The sequence below is a fragment of the Pseudarthrobacter cremeus genome (genome assembly GCF_051857465.1).
Lineage (GTDB): Bacteria > Actinomycetota > Actinomycetes > Actinomycetales > Micrococcaceae > Arthrobacter.
The window spans coordinates 76,011-91,706 of record NZ_JBPZHC010000001.1 but is presented as its reverse complement, the minus strand read 5'-3'; the positions used below and the strand labels follow the sequence as shown (position 1 = coordinate 91,706).

Here is a 15,696-nt window from a genome sequence, read left to right as displayed (position 1 = left end):
ATGTCAGCAGAAAATTTGACCGTCGCCGTTATCGGAGCCGGTGGCAAAATGGGAATGCGCGTTTCCCGCAACCTGCAAAAGAGCGCCCACACCGTGTTCTACAGCGAGAACTCCCCCGCCGGCCAGGAGCGCATCCAGGCCGAGGGCCGCGGGATCACCTCCACTGAAGACGCCGTCAAGGGTGCCGACGTGGTCATCCTCGCCGTCCCCGACACCGTCCTGGGCGTTGTCTCCGAAGGCGTTGTCCCCCAGATGAAGGCCGGTGCGATCCTGCTCACCCTGGACCCCGCCGCCGCCTACGCCGGGCTGCTGGCCAAGCGCGACGACGTCGTCCAGGCAGTTGCCCACCCGTGCCACCCGTCCGTGTTCCTGGAGCGCACCACCAAAGAAGAATGGGCCGACACCTTCGGCGGCGAAGGCGCCCCGCAGAACGTGGTGGCCGCGATCGACGAGGACGCCCCGGAAGAGACCAAGGCAGCAGCCGAGGCCACCATCCGCATCATCTACGCGCCCGTCATCGACGTCCACTGGGTCACCGTCAAGCAGCTCGCCATCCTCGAACCCACCCTCGTGGAAACCGTTGCCTGCATGATCGGCACCCTGCTCAACGAAGCCCTGCACGAGACTGTCCACACCGCCGGCGTCCCGGAGGAAGCGGCCAAGGCCATGCTGTTCGGCCACGTCCAGATCGCCCTCACCAACGCCCTCCGCGGCTCCAACCCGTTCTCCGAAGCCTGCGAAATCGCCATCCAGTACGGCAAGGACACCATCATCAAGGACGACTGGAAGAAGATCTTCGACGACTCCGAACTCGACAGCGTCATCGCCAAGATGCTCAAGCTCGACGCCGTCAAGCGCTGAATCCCCGGTATGGCCCGGTGCGCGGCAAGGGCCGCGCCCCGGGCTATCGGGGCTTGTAGTCTGACTTCCAACCCGGTCCTACCGCTATGAGGAACTACCAATGAAGCTATCTCCTGAGAGTCCCCTCAGCGATGTCCTCGCAAACCGGGCCGCACGGGCAATGATCCAGAACTACCTGCCCGGCATCGTCAACTCCCCCATGCTGCATCAGCTGAAGGGTCTTCCGGTGCGGCAGGTCATCGGCATGAATGCCGAACTCAGCAGCCGGGCAGGTGAGCTGGAGAAGCTCTGGGAGCGGATGGCCGCGGTACCGGAAGAAACTCCGGGGCAGGCTCAGCCCAGCGGCGCGGCAGAGCCGGCGGCAGACTATGAACCCGGGTCCGTGGCCCGCGGGTCCGCATCGTTCCACCACGCCGGACAGGCCGCCTGCTGGGACGTGTTCGAGGTGGTCATCGACGGCCCGGGACACGGCAACCCCTTCACGGAGGTGGAGCTCACTGCCGTCTTTGCCCACCCGGATTCCGGTGAGCAGCGGGTTGGCGGGTTTTATGACGGTGAGGGAACCTACAAAGTCCGGTTCATGCCCGGCAAACCCGGGACCTGGAGCTTCCGGACCAGCTCAAACGCCCGTTCCCTGGACGGGCTTGAAGGCAGCTTTAAATGCTCCGCGCCCGCACCGGGCAACCACGGCCCGGTCAGGGTGGCTGACCAGTTCCATTTCGCCCACGCTGACGGTCTCCGCTACAGCCCTATCGGGACCACCGCCTACGCCTGGACGCACCAGCCGGCCGAGGTCCAGGAACGCACACTCCAGACGCTGGCGGGGTCCCCTTTCAACAAGATCAGAATGTGTGTATTCCCCAAGTCATACCTGTTCAACACCAACGAACCTGACCTGTTTCCCTATGAACGAGCTGCGGACGGCTGGGATTTCACCCGGTTCAACCCCGGGTTCTTCCGGCACCTCGAAGGCCAAATCCAACAACTGGCCGGGCTGGGCATCGAAGCGGACCTCATCCTGTTCCACGCCTATGACCGCTGGGGTTTCTCGGACATGGGCGCCCACGCCGACGATCTCTTCGTCCGGTATGTGGTCCGCCGGCTGGCCGCCTACCGCAACGTGTGGTGGTCCCTCGCCAATGAATACGACCTGCTCCGCACCAAGACCACGGAGGACTGGGAGCGGATGGCCGAGGTCGTCACCACCAACGATCCGGCCGGGCACCTGCTCTCCATCCACAACTGCTTCGGCTTTTATGACTACACGAAATCCTGGATAACCCACGCCAGCACCCAGCGGATCGACGTCTACCGCACCGCCGAGAACACTGACCAGTGGCGCGAAGACTGGGGCAAACCCGTGGTGATCGATGAGTGCGCCTACGAGGGCGACATCGACCAGGGCTGGGGCAACATCACCGGCGAAGAAATGGTGCGCCGGTTCTGGGAAGGGGCGGTCCGCGGCGGCTACGTGGGCCACGGTGAGACGTACCTGAATGAATCCGAGGAGCTGTGGTGGTCCAAGGGCGGAAACCTGGTGGGCAGCAGTCCGGCACGGATCGGGTTCTTGGCCGAAATCCTCGCGCAGGCCCCTGACGGCGTGCTGGACCCGCTGCCGGGTGACTGGGACGCTCCCCGCGGCGGAGTTCCAGGCGTCCTCGAACTGATCTACTTCGGGTTCAACCGCCCCAGCTACCGGACCATCATGCTGCCACCCGACACGGCCTGCACGGTTGACGTCATCGACACCTGGAACATGACCATCGAGACACTGGACGGGCAGCGCAGCGGAATCTTCCGCGTTGCACTTCCGGCCCGGCAGTTCATGGCCATCCGGCTGAACATGCTTTAGTCACCCGCGGCGACAAGGCTGACCGTGCGGAACCCGCAGTTCCCACTGGATGACTCCGGGGTGTTCGAGGTGCGCGCGGCCACCCGGTACCTGTTGCAATAGGAATCGTGGCAAAGGTAAGAGCCGCCCCGCATGACCCTGCCGGCTCCAATGGTGGGACCCTGCGGGTTCTCCACCGGCGAGTTGCGGTAGTACTTGGGGAGGAACCAGTCACTGCACCACTCCCAGACATTCCCGGCCGTCTCATAGAGGCCGTAACCGTTGGGCGCGAACGACTTCACGGCAGCCGTCCCGAGGAAGCCGTCTGCCAGGGTGTTTGTGCCTGGGAACGTGCCCTGCCAGATGTTGGCCCGATGCTCGCCGCCGGGCGTCAGCTCGTCGCCCCAAGCGTAGCGTTTCCCGGACAGGCCACCCCGGGCGGCAGACTCCCATTCCGCCTCGGTTGGCAGCCTGCGGCCGGCCCACGAACAATATGCCAGTGCATCGTTGTGGGAGACCTGGACCACAGGGTGGTCCGCCACGTCGGTCCAGTGGGAGTCCAGGCCTCCTGGATGCGCCCAGTCCGCTCCCCGCACGTTCAGCCACCAGGGAGCCCGCTCGGCGGCGCCCAGCACGTCCGACCTCGGGGCCTGCAACAGGAGGTGGAACACGGCCGACGTTCCATACTGCTCCGCCTCTGTCCGGTATCCGGTTGCGGCTGCAAAGGCTGCGAACATTCTGTTCGTCACCGATGTTCTGTCGATGCGGAACGGCGGCAACCGGACCTCATGTACCGGAGCTTCGCCGTCGGACGGATATCCCTCGCCGAACGCATCGCCCATCTGGAACGCGCCCCCGCTCAGGCGTACGTCGTCGTGCAGGGTTTCGGCTTCCGGGGAAGTGACGACGGCGGCAGTCACCTGGGGCTGTTCTGCTACCGTGACTGCCCGCGACGGCGTGCAGCAGCTGTGCTGCTGGGGCTGATCAGACTGATCCACAAGGTCTCCCGGGCGTAGGACTGTGCCGCCGACTCTATCAAGAAACCATTCCACTTGTGCCATTGACCTGAGGATTCCTCTTGTGGCATGGTCGAGGAGTTCGCAGCGGCACCGGCCACTGCTCCCCGCCGTCAAAGGAGTCTGGGCGATGAAGCTGGAGCACATCCTGCTTGGCGTACTGCTGGAACACCCGAGCACAGGCTATGACCTGAAGAAGTTCCTGGACAACCATGGGCGGTTCATGCGGTCCAATACCCAGATGAGCCAGGTGTACCGGTCATTGGGCCTGATGGAGTCCGAGGGGCTGGTGACGCACACTGTGGACCGCCGCCCCGGGGCGCAGGACGCCAAGACGTACCGCGTCACCGAGAATGGTGCGGCCTCGTTCCTTGGCTGGCTGACCGGCCCTTACACACCACCCACCCGCTTCCAGGATCCCGAACTCAACGTGCGCCTCAGCTTTGCGGGATTCATGGCACGCGAGGAGCTCGCCGAATTGCTCGACGTCGAAATCCAGACCCGGGTCAAGGAAATTGAGCGCTACCGGAATCGCGACCGACGGGAGGACTGGGATCCGGCCCTCCCCTTTGACCAGGACTTGGCCGAATCGGTCAGAGAGTGGCTCCACCAGCAGGGGTCTGCAGCCATGGACACGCATGTGGCTGCCCTGACCGGACTCCGCGCAGAACTCGAGAACGCCCCGCTTTCCACGAAAGGACGCTGATGAAGGCCATAGTAATGATGTTCGACAGCCTTAACCGGCACATGCTCCCGCCCTACGCCGACACCTTCGTGGATGCCCCAAATTTCGCCCGCCTGGCCGAAAAGTCCGTAACGTTCGACAACTTTTACGCCGGTTCGATGCCCTGCATGCCTGCCAGACGGGAGATGCATACGGGCCGCTACAACTTTCTGCACCGCAGTTGGGGTCCGCTGGAACCGTTCGATGACTCCATGCCCGAGATGCTGGGCCAGGCCGGCATACACACCCACCTGGTCTCAGACCACCCGCATTACTGGGAGGACGGCGGCGCGACCTACCACACGCGCTACACAACGTGGGAGTTCTTCCGCGGCCAGGAAGGAGACCCCTGGAAGGGCGTTGTCACTCCTGCGGGCAGCGTGGGAAACGTGATGACCCGGATGCGACGCCAGGATGGGATCAACCGCGGGTACATGCCCACCGAGGCGGAGCACCCCCAGACCAGGACGGTGGACGCCGGCATCGAATTCATCGAGACGAACCGGGACGCGGACCGGTGGATGCTCCAGCTCGAGCTTTTCGATCCGCACGAGCCCTTTTTCACCCATGACGGTTACAAGGCGAAGTATCCGCACCAGTATGCGGGGCCGGAGTTCGACTGGCCGAGCTACCAGAAGGTCGCTGAACCCCAGGAGCAGGTGGACCACGCCCGCTATGAGTACGCGGCGCTGGTGTCCATGTGTGACAAGTCCCTGGGACGGGTGCTGGATGCCATGGACCGGCACGACCTGTGGAAAGACACCATGCTGGTGGTCAATACAGACCATGGCTTCCTGCTGGGCGAGCACGGATGGTGGGCCAAGTCAGTCATGCCCTGGTTCAACGAACTGGTACATTTGCCGATGTTCGTGTGGGACCCCCGTACGGAAGGCAGGAACAGCCGGTGCGGTGCCTTGGCCCAGACCATCGATATCGCCCCCAGCCTGCTGGGGTTCTTTGGGCTCGAACCGACGCCGGACATGCAGGGCAGGGACTTCGCCCCCGTACTGCAGGACGGAAACGGAGAACACAGCGTCCACTCCGGCGCACTGTTTGGCATCCATGGCGGCCACGTCAACGTCACGGACGGGCGGTACGTCTACATGCGCGCCTCCCCCGAATCTTCCAATGAGCCGCTGGAGGACTTCACCCTGATGCCCACCCACATGCGCTCCCGCTTTTCCGTTAGCGAACTCGCTGACTGGCAGCCCGCGGAACCCTTCTCCTTCACCAAGGGTCTGAGGTCCATGGCAGTCCAGGCAAAGTCCCTCATGAACCCCTGGACCCACGGAACGCTGCTGTTCGACCTCGAATCGGACCCGGGCCAGAACATGCCGCTGTGCGACGACGGGGTGGAACTGCGGATGCTTCGTTTGCTTGCCGTTTTGCTGCATGAATCCGATGCCCCCGCCAGCCAGTTCATGCGGCTGGGCATTCCCCGTGACTCCATTCCGGACACGGAGCATTTGCTTGTCCGCAAACAGTCGGCCCGCGCGGCAGAAGCACTGGAGCCGCTCGCGCCGTTGTCGGACTTCCCGGCGGGCGGCACGGGCCTGGATATCCCTATCCTGAAGCTCCGGCAGGATCCCCGTTGCGAGGCCATCCTCATCAAACACCTGCCGCAGCTGGTCTCCACCGAGCTGATCAACATCCGTGCCCAGCTCACCCTGCACCAGATGGCCAGGGTGACTCCAATCGCCGGTTCTGTTCTCGCGCTCCTGGCGGAGGACCTTACGGCGCTCCTGCCGCCGAACTGATTGGTACGGTCACTTCCGGTTCAGGGCGGCCTCCCGACGGCGGCGCATGGCCGCCCGGTCCTGATCGGATACGGGGACCTGGGCATGCCACGAAACCTGGGTAGCGCCATTCGCTGGCTGAAGCCGGCCTGCGAGGTCGTCCGCCAGGTGTCCGCGCCCCGTGTTCCGAAGGTGTTCCATGTACACGGCTGGCTGGTTATACAGGGTCGGGCCAGCCTGGAGCGAACCCTGCATGGGGTCCGGTAAGGCGCCGGGAGTTCCAGCATAGAAGCCGAGCCACTCGAGAAGGTTGGACCGCATCTTAACCGCGAGTTCCGGGTGGTCGGTGATGAGGTTGTGGGTCAGGTAAGGATCTTCGGAAACGTTGAACAGCGACTCCCACTCCGCGCGGAAGCATCCTGGATGGTAGGTGCGGATGTAGAGGTGGTCTTTTGTCCGGACCGCCCGCTGATACGTGTGGGCCCCATGGCCCCACACCAGATAGGGCCGGCTTTCGATGGACCGGCCTCGCACTGCATCCGCATAAGAGGTGCCCTGCCACTTTTCCGGCCGCTCAACGCCCAGCAGGTCCAGGATGGTCGGCGCGTAGTCGATGTTGTAGAGCAAAGCCTCACACCGGGTGGCGGCCACGCCATCACGGTCCGTGATGCCGGGCCAGTGAACGATCATCGGGAGCCGGTGCACCGGCTCCGAGGCCAGGCCATGCTCGGCGTACAGTCCCATTTCGCCGAAGGATTCGCCGTGATCGGACGAGACCACAATGGCCACTTCGTCCGCCAGTCCCATGGCCTCAAGGGACCGCCGCAACCGTCCGAATTCAGAGTCCCAAAAGTGGATCGCGCCGTCATATCCGTTGATGAGGTGTTCAAAATCAGCCCTGGTCCGGATCTCATCGGGCATGTTGTGCGGAACGCCGGACTTCCGTGGGCCGCCGGAATAGTGAAGGTCAAGGGCGCTGCGGGCACCGTACACCTCGGCGTGCCCGTCAATTGCCGCCTGATCCGGCCATGCAGGTGCGGGTCCTGCGGCGGCGGCTTTGGCGGTCCAGGATTCATCCTGCAGGTAGTCCGTATGCGGGTCCCAGTATGTGACGTGCAGATACCAGTTCTCCTCGTTGCGGTGGCGTTCAATCCAGTCCAGCGCGGCGTCAGTGATCATGTCCGCCGGCTCATCACCGATATCCGGTGTCACCTGGACGTTTTCCCGGAAGTTGCCCATGAAGTAGTAAGCGCGGTGCCGTTCGGCGAAGGATGAGACAGCTGCGCACGTGTACCCGGCCGCGTTGAGGGCCTGCCCCAGCAGGGGGCGGCCGGGCTGCGGGCCGTGGCCGGCATCCAGGCGGAAACGGGCATCGTCCCCGAAATGGCCGATCACTCCGTTGGTGATTCCGTGCTGCCCGCTGGTCAGGGCGGTACGCGAGGGAAGGCAAGGGGAATCCGAGCAGTAGTACCGGTCAAACGTCACGCTGCTGCGGGCCATTTCGTCAAGGTTCGGCGTAATGGACCGCTCGTAGCCGTAGGGACCTGTGTGGTCCGGCCTGAGCGAATCGACGTCCACGTAGATGATCTTCATTGACCGCTTCCTGTTGCTTTTGGCTCGATCTAACACCAGTGACGTCGAAACCACAACTTGTTTGGTGTTTAAAGACAGCACAAACCCCGTGATTTAGAGGCTTTAGGCAAGTCCGAAAGAAATCATTGCGCTGAAAACTTAATAGCGTTTAGTATGTGACACAGCGCACAAGCCCTCTCAGCGCGTACCTAACCACAACGGAGTTTTAGGAACAGACATGATGAGCACCAAAAGGCGAGTTCTCTCAACGGTGGTGACCGCCGTCGTCGCATCCCTGGCGTTTACCGCCTGCAGTGGCAGCACACCTCAGGCTTCAACCACCACGCAGCAGGGGCCGGCGACGGCGCCCCTGCTGCGAGTCGGTTCACTTCAGGAACCGGTCAGCTACGACCCCGCTCAGTCCAATGAAGGGCACCTTGCCCCCGTATACCAGGCCGTGTACGACACTCTTATCAAGCGGGACCCCGACGGCGGCCTCAGCCCCATGCTGGCCACATCCTGGGAAGCCAGCGACGGCAACAAGACCTACACCCTGAAGCTGCGCTCCGACGTTAAATTCACCGACGGTACGGCCTTTGACTCCGCTTCAGTGAAGGCCAACCTGGAACACTTCACGAAGGCCAACGGCCCCCTGGCCGGCACCGCGCGGAGCGTACAGACGGTGGAAACCCCTGACGCCGCCACTGCCGTGATCCGTCTCTCGGAACCCGATCCGGGGCTGCCCTACTCCCTCGCCAACGCGGCCGGCTACATGGCCAGCCCGAAGGCTTTGGGCACTGACTCCATCAAAACCATGCCTGTTGGATCCGGCCCGTACACCCTTGATGCCGCCAATACCGTGGCTGGCTCCAAAATCACATACGTCCGCAATGCCAGCTACTGGGGTGACAAGCTCCCCTACGACAAGGTCGAGTTCCAGGTCCTGACTGATGAAACGGCTCGCCTTAACGCTCTCAAGTCCGGCCAGATCGACGCGGCTGTCCTCAACCGCGCTGCCACCGCTGCCGAGGCTGAGGGAGCGGGACTGCTGCACAAGCCCTTCGAGGTGAACTGGGAAGGCATTTTCTTCTTCGACCGTGACGGCACCAAGCTTCCCCAGCTTAAGGATGTGCGGGTCCGGGAGGCCCTGACGCTGGCCATCGACCGCGAGGCGCTCTTGCAGGCCGTGCACCTTGGCAAGGGAACGCTGACCAGCCAGACCTTCCGGCCCGGCACCGCAGGCTACGACGAGGCCCTGGACGGCAAGTACACGTACGATCCCGACCGGGCCCGCCAGCTCCTGAAAGAGGCAGGGGCGGAAAACCTCACCTTCACCTTCCCGATCACCACGGTGTTTGATCCTGCAATCTACGATTCCATTCTCCAGAACTGGAAGGACATCGGGGTGACCGTGAACCGCTTCCAGTGGGGACCCGGCCAGGCGATTCCGTCGATGCAGCGCGGCGAATACCCCATTTCCTACATGGCCCTGAGCCAACGTGACGACTGGCGCCACATTCTCTTCCAGATCGCACCCACCGCCCCGTGGAACCCCTTCAAGGCCCAGACCCCGGAGCTTAACGCCCTGATCACGAAGGCCCAGAGCGGAACCGAAACTGAGCAGAAGGACGCTGACAAGGCGATCAACAACTACATCGTCGACAACTACTGGTTCAGCCCGCTCTACCGTCTGGAAAACCACTTCTACTTCAGCGACAAGGTCGAAGTAGAGCCGCAGACGGAGCAGGCCGTGCCGTCCATCTATAACTACAAGCCGACCGGTAAGTAGCAGTCTTCGCGGTGCCGGGGCCAGGGTCCCGGCACCGCGTGACTACCGGACATAGGAGTCCCAAGTGACTAATTTTCTGCTGCGGCGTTTACTTTCGGCCGTAGTCCTGCTCGTGGCCGTGTCCTTCCTGGCCTACGTGCTGCTCTATCCCAGCGCAGGCGACATCGCCCGGAACATCCTCGGCGAGAATGCCACCGAGGCCCAGGTCGCACTGAAAAACAAGGAGCTTGGCCTGGATCAGCCGCTGATGGTCCAGTATTTCGCCTGGTTCGCCAAGGCAGTTTCAGGAAACCTCGGGGTTTCCTATTTCAGCAGCCAGTCAGTATGGAACACTCTGCTGATCCGTCTCCCGGTAACCCTGAGCCTGGTCATCGTCGTGACCCTCTTGACCGGCATCCTTGCCTTCGCGGCGGGCATCTACGCCGCGGTGCGAAGGGGTTGGGTGGACCGTACCCTTCAGATCGTTGCCACTCTGGGGGACGCGCTTCCCTCCTTCGTCGTGGCGCTCTTCCTGGTGACGTACTTCGCCATCCAGTTGAAGATGTTCCCGGCGACCGGATTCATCCCCTTGACGGAATCACCTGCCGGCTGGGCCAGGACCATCACTTTGCCTGTCATCGCGCTGACCATCCACGGAGTCTCGGGCGTAGCCCAGCAGGTGCGCTCCGCCACTATCGGAGTCCTCCGCAATGACTACATCCGGACCGTCCGGAGCCGCGGACTGTCCGAGCGGCGGATCATCCTGACGTCCGTGCTGCGCAACGCGTCCACGAACGGCCTGACCAGCCTCGCCGTTCAGGTAGTGGGTATCCTCGGCGGCGCCGTAGTCATCGAGTTTGTGTTCGCCCTCCCCGGGCTGGGTTCACTGGCCGTCGAGGCAACAAGCCGGACGGACCTGCCCCTCATCGTTGGCGTGATCCTGGCCGTTGTACTCATAGTCGTCATCGTCAACCTTGTCGTCGACCTCCTCGTCGCCTGGCTCAACCCGAAAGTCCGACTGTCATGACACTTGCGACCGAAGTACCCACCGACGTCGAACCGGTAGTACCCCGCTCCGGCATGGTCCGGCGTTTCCTCCGCAATCCACTGGGGCTGATCTCCACCCTGGTCCTCCTCGCCGTCGTCGTGATAGCCATCGCGGCGCCCTTCCTGGGAATGCCGGACCCCAATGGCGTCAACCTGCGAGAGGCCCTGCGCCCGCCTGGTCCGGCGCACCTGCTGGGCACCGACAGTTCGGGCCGTGACATTTTCAGCCGGCTTATGTGGGGCAGCCAGGTCAGCCTGATCGGCGCAGGTATTGCCCTTGCGGTTGCCCTGGTTACCGGTGTGGTCGCCGGGCTGGTGGCGGGCTACTACGGCGGGTGGTTCGACAGCGCCGCGTCCTGGGTAAACAACCTCAATATGGCGCTGCCGGGCATCGTCGTCCTTCTTGCCGTCCGCGCCGTCGTGGGACCGTCCGTCTACGTGGCCATGGCTGTGTTCGGCGTCCTCCTGACCCCGGCCTTTTTCCGGGTGGTCCGTGGAGCAGTGCAGGCGGTGCGGAACGAACTCTATGTTGACGCTGCCCGCGTCTCCGGCCTCAGCGACGCACGGATTATTTCCCGTCACATCCTGACAGTTGTCCGCGCACCGGTCATTATCCAGGCTGCCCGGGTGGCAAGCATCGCCATTGCCATCCAGGCCGGACTCGAATTCCTCGGCGTGACGGACGCCACCGTCCCCTCCTGGGGCAACATGCTCAACGAGGGATTCCGCAAAATAGCCCTCAACCCCTCTCTCATCCTCTGGCCCAGCCTTGCGATCGGTGTGGTCTGCATGGCCCTTATCCTCTTCGGCAACGCCCTCCGTGACGCCTTGGAAGAAAGCGGCCCAAGCACCACCCGGGCGGTCCGTCTTACTGCGAAGGCTGCCGCAGCGCCCGCCGTCGGAACAGCAACCGCTGCCGCGCCGGCATCCGTCCACCCGGAAAATGCGCTCCTGTCCGTTCAGAACCTGAAGGTCGCCTACGGCGCCGGCGGTGGCCAGAAGGAAGTGGTCCATGGCGTGACCCTGCACGTGGAGCCCGGCGAAGTCCTGGGCCTGGTTGGCGAATCCGGCTCGGGCAAGACCCAGACCGCATTCTCCATTCTGGGCCTCCTGCCCGAGGGCGGACGCATCGCTGCCGGGTCCATCATGTTCGACGGCAAAGAACTCACTGCATTGGGCAACAAGGACCGGACAGCGTTGCGCGGAACCGACATCGCCTACATCCCGCAGGAGCCGATGAGCAACCTGGACCCGTCATTCCGGATCGGGCAGCAGCTTACCGTCCCCATGCGGACAAAACTCGGGTTGTCCAAGCAGGAGGCCACCAGCCGTGCCCTGGCACTGCTGGCCAAGGTAGGGATTGCCGATCCGGAGAAGACCTTCAAGTCCTACCCCCACGAAGTCTCCGGCGGCATGGCCCAGCGCGTCCTGATCGCCGGAGCCGTCTCCTGCAACCCGCGCCTGCTCATCGCCGACGAACCCACCACCGCCCTGGACGTCACCGTACAGGCGGAGGTGCTTGACCTGCTCCGGGACCTGCAGCGTGAAACAGGCATGGCAGTGGTCATGGTGACGCACAACTTCGGGGTGGTGGCGGACATCTGCGACCGCGTGGCCGTGATGCAGTCCGGGCGCCTCGTCGAAGTGGACACGGTGGAGAAGATCCTTACCTCACCGTCCCAGGCCTACACCCGGAAACTGCTCGACTCCATGCTTGAAGACGGCCCGGTCCGTCCCTATCCGTTCGATGACGACGAACTTCCGTCTCCTCTGAAAGCCAAGGAGTAAACCATGACGAACCCCAACCGGCTCCTCGAAGTCGAGAACCTCGCCGTGGAATACCCCGGCCACGGCCGGAAGCGGGCTTTCCGCGCGTTGGAAGACATTTCCTTCTCCATCCGCCAGGGGGAAACCCTGGGACTCGTGGGTGAATCCGGCTCCGGCAAGACCACCATCGGCAGGGCCATCCTCGGGCTGGCCAAACCCTCGGCCGGCCGGATCCACTTTGACGGCAAGGACATCACCCACGCCGGCCGCCGTGACCGGCGGGCCCTCAGCCGTGATATCCAGGTGGTTTTCCAGGACCCCTACACCTCCCTTAACCCCTCCATGACGGTGGAAGACATTCTTTCCGAACCACTCACCATCCAGGGTTCGAGCAGGACTGACGCCGTAGCCCGGGTCCGCGGGCTTTTGGAGCGGGTCCATCTTCCGGCCAACTCGGGCGGCCGGCTCCCCCGCGAGTTTTCGGGCGGACAGCGGCAACGCATTGCCATCGCCCGCGCCATCGCCGTCAAACCCCGCCTCATCGTCTGCGATGAACCGGTCTCCGCACTGGACCTCACCACCCAGGCGACGGTCCTGGACCTCCTGGTCGAAATCCAGGAGGCCACCAAAGTCGCCTACCTCTTCGTCTCCCACGACCTCAGCGTGATCCGCCACATCAGCCACAACGTCATCGTGCTGTACAAGGGACACATCGTCGAACAGGGCCGCGCCGCCCAGGTCACCTCCGAGCCAGTCCACCCCTATACCCAAAGGCTTTTCATGTCCGCTCCCGTGCCCAATCCCGCCCAGCAGCGAGAACGGCGTGAAGCACGCCGCCAGCTGGCCACAGCAACCACCGAGCAGGCAGCATGAGCGTCGAACTCGCGCCCGAATTCCAGCGCACACCGGACGGAACCGTTTTCCGCGACCTTAACGGCAACGGCATCATGGACCCCTACGAGAACCCGGCACTTCCTGTTTCGGAGCGGGTTGAGGACCTCCTGGGGAGGCTCTCCCTCGAGGAAAAGGCCGGCCTCATGTTCCACACCATGATCAGCGCGGCCGAGAGCGGAAAGCTCGGCGACGAGACACCGCGCGCCGGCCGGGCAGGCCTTCAGCAGGTCGTGGCGGACAAGTTCGTAAACCACCTCAACTTCCACTTCGTCCCGGAGCCGAAACTCGCCGCCCGGTGGGTTAACGAACTCCAGCGGCTGGCCATGAGCTCGAGCCCGCACGGGATCCCCGTTACCCTGTCCACCGATCCGCGGCACTCCTTCATCGAGAACTGGGGCGCTTCATTCACTGCGGACTACTTCTCCGCCTGGCCCGAACCGCTGGGCCTCGCAGCCGTCCGCGACGAACAACTGGTCCGTGAGTTTGCAGCGATCGCAAGGGCGGAATACACCGCGATCGGCATCCGCGCAGCGCTGCACCCCACCATTGACCTGGCCACCGAGCCGCGCTGGGCACGCCAGTACAGCACGTTCGGCCAGGACAATGACCTTGTGGCCCGCCTGGCCCTTGCCTACCTCGACGGGTTCAAGGACCAGCCGCTGGGAGCTGACAGCGTCGCCTGCATGGCCAAGCACTTCCCCGGTGGCGGACCTCAGCAGGACGGTGAAGATCCGCACTTCCCTTACGGCCGCGAGCAGGTCTACCCGGGCGACATGTTCGAACATCACCTGGAGCCCTTTAAGCGGGTCATCGCCGCCGGGGTCACGGCCATCATGCCGTACTACGGCATGCCTGTCGGCCTGGAACTGGACGGCGAGCCGGTGGAAGAGGTCGGGTTCGGCTTCAACCGCCAGATCATCACGGGGCTCCTGCGCGAAAAACTGGGGTACGACGGCGTCGTATGCACTGACTGGAGCCTCGTCACCGAATCCCGCCTGCACGGCCGCCAGCTGCCGCCGCGCGCCTGGGGCGTGGAACACCTCACGGAAAAGGAGCGGGTGTTGAAGGTCATCGAAGCGGGCTGCGACCAGTTCGGCGGCGAGGAGTGCCCCGAGCTGGTGGTCGAGCTCGTCCGGGAGGGACAGCTGACTGAAGAGCGGATCGACGTTTCTGTCCGCCGGCTGCTCAAGGTGAAATTCGAACTGGGCCTGTTCGACAACCCCTATGTCGATGAGGACGCGGCGGAGGAACGGACGGGGCTCCCTGAATATGTGGCGGCGGGCCAGCTCGCCCAGGCACGCTCTGTAACGGTTCTCAAGAACATCTCCGGAAGCGGTGCAGCGGTGCTGCCCCTGGCCGCAGGTGTCCGCGTGTATTCGGACGAGGTAAGCCCGGAGGCTCTGGCCGACGCCGGCCTCCTCCAGGTCACCGAGCCCGCAGAAGCTGACGTGGCAATTGTCCGGATCGCGGCGCCGTTTGAGTTCCGCGACCACTACATGCTGGAGTCCAGCTTCCACGCCGGCAGCCTCGAATTCGATGCCGAAACTGTCGAAAAGGTCCGGCAGCTCGCCGCCCTGGTTCCCGTTGTCCTGGTTCCGCATCTGGACCGCCCGGCGGTGCTGACGCCGCTTGAGCCGCACTGTGCTGCCATTGCGGCCGTCTACGGCGCCTCCGATACGGCAGTCCTCCAGGCCCTCACCGGAACCGTGCCTCCCGAGGGGCGCCTGCCGTTCCAGCTCCCCCGGTCCGAAGCAGCTGTGGTAGCGTCCCGTCCGGACGTCCCAGGTGACACAAAGGACGCGCTCTACGAGTGCGGGCATGGATTGGAGCTCTAAATGGTGGCAGGAGCGGAAGTACCGGCCCGGCGGCGGGGAACCTATGCCAAGGGCAGGGCTGCACGGGAGCTCATTCTCCAAACCGCCTTGGAGGTGATCGGGCGGAAGGGGTACACGGCCACGTCACTTCGGGACATCGCCGATGAGGCGGGCATGACCCAGGCCGGCCTCCTCCACCACTTCGACACCAAGGAGAACCTGCTGGCGGAGGTGCTCCGAAAACGTGATGAAGTGGACCGGCAGCACTTCAGCCCGGCCGACGTCAACGAGCTGCCGCTCATTATCCAGTTGGCCCACCACAACATGGAGGTCCCGGGCCTGGTCCAGTTGTACGTGAGCCTCCAGGCCGCGGCCGTCAGCCCCGAGCACCCCTGCCACGACTACTTCCGCGACCGCGACGTCGTGGTCCATGGACGGATCACCCGGGACATAGAGCGGCGCCAAAAGGCGGGCACTTTTGATCCGGACGCCGACCCGCGGCTCGTTGCCCGGTGGCTGTTGGCGCTCTCCGATGGACTGCAGGCCGAATGGCTCATCAACCCGGAGCTCGATCTGGCAGGTGCTCTGGATGCTTTCTGGAACAGCTACGCCCGCACCGGACCGGCTGCACCGCCTGTTGCCGAAGCCTGAGGCTTCCATATTTTG

Annotated in this window: 12 protein-coding genes; 10 read left to right on the top strand and 2 right to left on the bottom strand. The window is 63.9% G+C overall.

Annotated features, from left to right (window positions below; all coding sequences use genetic code 11):
* Together ACS5PJ_RS00355 and ACS5PJ_RS00350 are read left to right on the top strand one after the other, a co-directional pair.
* Positions 1-861, top strand: a complete 861-nt coding sequence (locus ACS5PJ_RS00355; RefSeq protein ID WP_439432964.1) for a phosphogluconate dehydrogenase C-terminal domain-containing protein — start codon at positions 1-3, stop codon at positions 859-861.
* 100 nt (positions 862-961) lie between these two features.
* Positions 962-2,713, top strand: coding sequence for a DUF5605 domain-containing protein (locus ACS5PJ_RS00350; RefSeq protein WP_439432963.1), 1,752 nt, complete (start codon positions 962-964; stop codon positions 2,711-2,713).
* Here ACS5PJ_RS00350 and ACS5PJ_RS00345 read toward each other — a convergent pair.
* Positions 2,710-3,753 (bottom strand): formylglycine-generating enzyme family protein, encoded by a 1,044-nt coding sequence (locus ACS5PJ_RS00345; RefSeq protein ID WP_500690888.1) that lies wholly within the window; start codon positions 3,751-3,753, stop codon positions 2,710-2,712. The genes ACS5PJ_RS00350 and ACS5PJ_RS00345 overlap by 4 nt on opposite strands.
* 85 nt (positions 3,754-3,838) lie before the next feature.
* Here ACS5PJ_RS00345 and ACS5PJ_RS00340 point away from each other — a divergent pair, with 85 nt between their 5' ends.
* Both ACS5PJ_RS00340 and ACS5PJ_RS00335 read left to right on the top strand, forming a co-directional pair.
* The gene (locus ACS5PJ_RS00340; RefSeq protein ID WP_439432961.1) at positions 3,839-4,414 is read left to right on the top strand and encodes a PadR family transcriptional regulator; all 576 of its coding nucleotides are present in this window, start codon (positions 3,839-3,841) and stop codon (positions 4,412-4,414) included.
* Complete coding sequence (locus ACS5PJ_RS00335; RefSeq protein ID WP_439432960.1) at positions 4,414-6,189, top strand: sulfatase; 1,776 nt, start codon at positions 4,414-4,416, stop codon at positions 6,187-6,189. The genes ACS5PJ_RS00340 and ACS5PJ_RS00335 overlap by 1 nt, the downstream gene beginning before the upstream one ends.
* A 9-nt stretch (positions 6,190-6,198) precedes the next feature.
* Here the strand turns inward: ACS5PJ_RS00335 and ACS5PJ_RS00330 are convergent, their stop codons facing one another.
* Positions 6,199-7,761, bottom strand: coding sequence for a sulfatase family protein (locus ACS5PJ_RS00330; RefSeq protein WP_439432959.1), 1,563 nt, complete (start codon positions 7,759-7,761; stop codon positions 6,199-6,201).
* 217 nt (positions 7,762-7,978) lie between these two features.
* Between ACS5PJ_RS00330 and ACS5PJ_RS00325 the strand changes: the two genes are divergently transcribed.
* The 6 genes from ACS5PJ_RS00325 to ACS5PJ_RS00300 all read left to right on the top strand — a co-directional run bounded on the left by ACS5PJ_RS00325 (position 7,979) and on the right by ACS5PJ_RS00300 (position 15,681).
* Positions 7,979-9,529, top strand: coding sequence for an ABC transporter substrate-binding protein (locus ACS5PJ_RS00325; protein ID WP_439432958.1), 1,551 nt, complete (start codon positions 7,979-7,981; stop codon positions 9,527-9,529).
* A gap of 64 nt (positions 9,530-9,593) precedes the next feature.
* Positions 9,594-10,535 carry an ABC transporter permease gene (locus ACS5PJ_RS00320; RefSeq protein ID WP_439432957.1) on the top strand — a complete coding sequence of 314 codons (942 nt, stop codon included), beginning with the start codon at positions 9,594-9,596 and terminating at the stop codon, positions 10,533-10,535.
* Positions 10,532-12,343: an ATP-binding cassette domain-containing protein gene (locus tag ACS5PJ_RS00315; RefSeq protein ID WP_439432956.1), complete on the top strand. Its 1,812-nt coding sequence runs from the start codon at positions 10,532-10,534 to the stop codon at positions 12,341-12,343. Before ACS5PJ_RS00320 ends, ACS5PJ_RS00315 begins: the two co-directional genes overlap by 4 nt.
* A 3-nt stretch (positions 12,344-12,346) precedes the next feature.
* Entirely contained in the window at positions 12,347-13,195 is an 849-nt protein-coding gene (locus ACS5PJ_RS00310) for an ATP-binding cassette domain-containing protein (protein WP_439432955.1), read from the top strand.
* The gene (locus tag ACS5PJ_RS00305; protein WP_439432954.1) at positions 13,192-15,051 is read left to right on the top strand and encodes a glycoside hydrolase family 3 protein; all 1,860 of its coding nucleotides are present in this window, start codon (positions 13,192-13,194) and stop codon (positions 15,049-15,051) included. The genes ACS5PJ_RS00310 and ACS5PJ_RS00305 overlap by 4 nt, the downstream gene beginning before the upstream one ends.
* The gene (locus ACS5PJ_RS00300; RefSeq protein WP_439432953.1) at positions 15,052-15,681 is read left to right on the top strand and encodes a TetR/AcrR family transcriptional regulator; all 630 of its coding nucleotides are present in this window, start codon (positions 15,052-15,054) and stop codon (positions 15,679-15,681) included.
* Positions 15,682-15,696: the final 15 nt, after the last annotated feature.

Coding starts and splice junctions, on each gene's coding strand:
- ACS5PJ_RS00345 (WP_500690888.1), bottom strand. CDS start 3,753: ATGGCACAAGTGGAATGGTTTCTTGATAGAGTCGGCGGCACAGTCCTA.
- ACS5PJ_RS00335 (WP_439432960.1), top strand. CDS start 4,414: ATGAAGGCCATAGTAATGATGTTCGACAGCCTTAACCGGCACATGCTC.
- ACS5PJ_RS00350 (WP_439432963.1), top strand. CDS start 962: ATGAAGCTATCTCCTGAGAGTCCCCTCAGCGATGTCCTCGCAAACCGG.
- ACS5PJ_RS00340 (WP_439432961.1), top strand. CDS start 3,839: ATGAAGCTGGAGCACATCCTGCTTGGCGTACTGCTGGAACACCCGAGC.
- ACS5PJ_RS00300 (WP_439432953.1), top strand. CDS start 15,052: ATGGTGGCAGGAGCGGAAGTACCGGCCCGGCGGCGGGGAACCTATGCC.
- ACS5PJ_RS00325 (WP_439432958.1), top strand. CDS start 7,979: ATGATGAGCACCAAAAGGCGAGTTCTCTCAACGGTGGTGACCGCCGTC.
- ACS5PJ_RS00355 (WP_439432964.1), top strand. CDS start 1: ATGTCAGCAGAAAATTTGACCGTCGCCGTTATCGGAGCCGGTGGCAAA.
- ACS5PJ_RS00330 (WP_439432959.1), bottom strand. CDS start 7,761: ATGAAGATCATCTACGTGGACGTCGATTCGCTCAGGCCGGACCACACA.
- ACS5PJ_RS00310 (WP_439432955.1), top strand. CDS start 12,347: ATGACGAACCCCAACCGGCTCCTCGAAGTCGAGAACCTCGCCGTGGAA.
- ACS5PJ_RS00315 (WP_439432956.1), top strand. CDS start 10,532: ATGACACTTGCGACCGAAGTACCCACCGACGTCGAACCGGTAGTACCC.
- ACS5PJ_RS00305 (WP_439432954.1), top strand. CDS start 13,192: ATGAGCGTCGAACTCGCGCCCGAATTCCAGCGCACACCGGACGGAACC.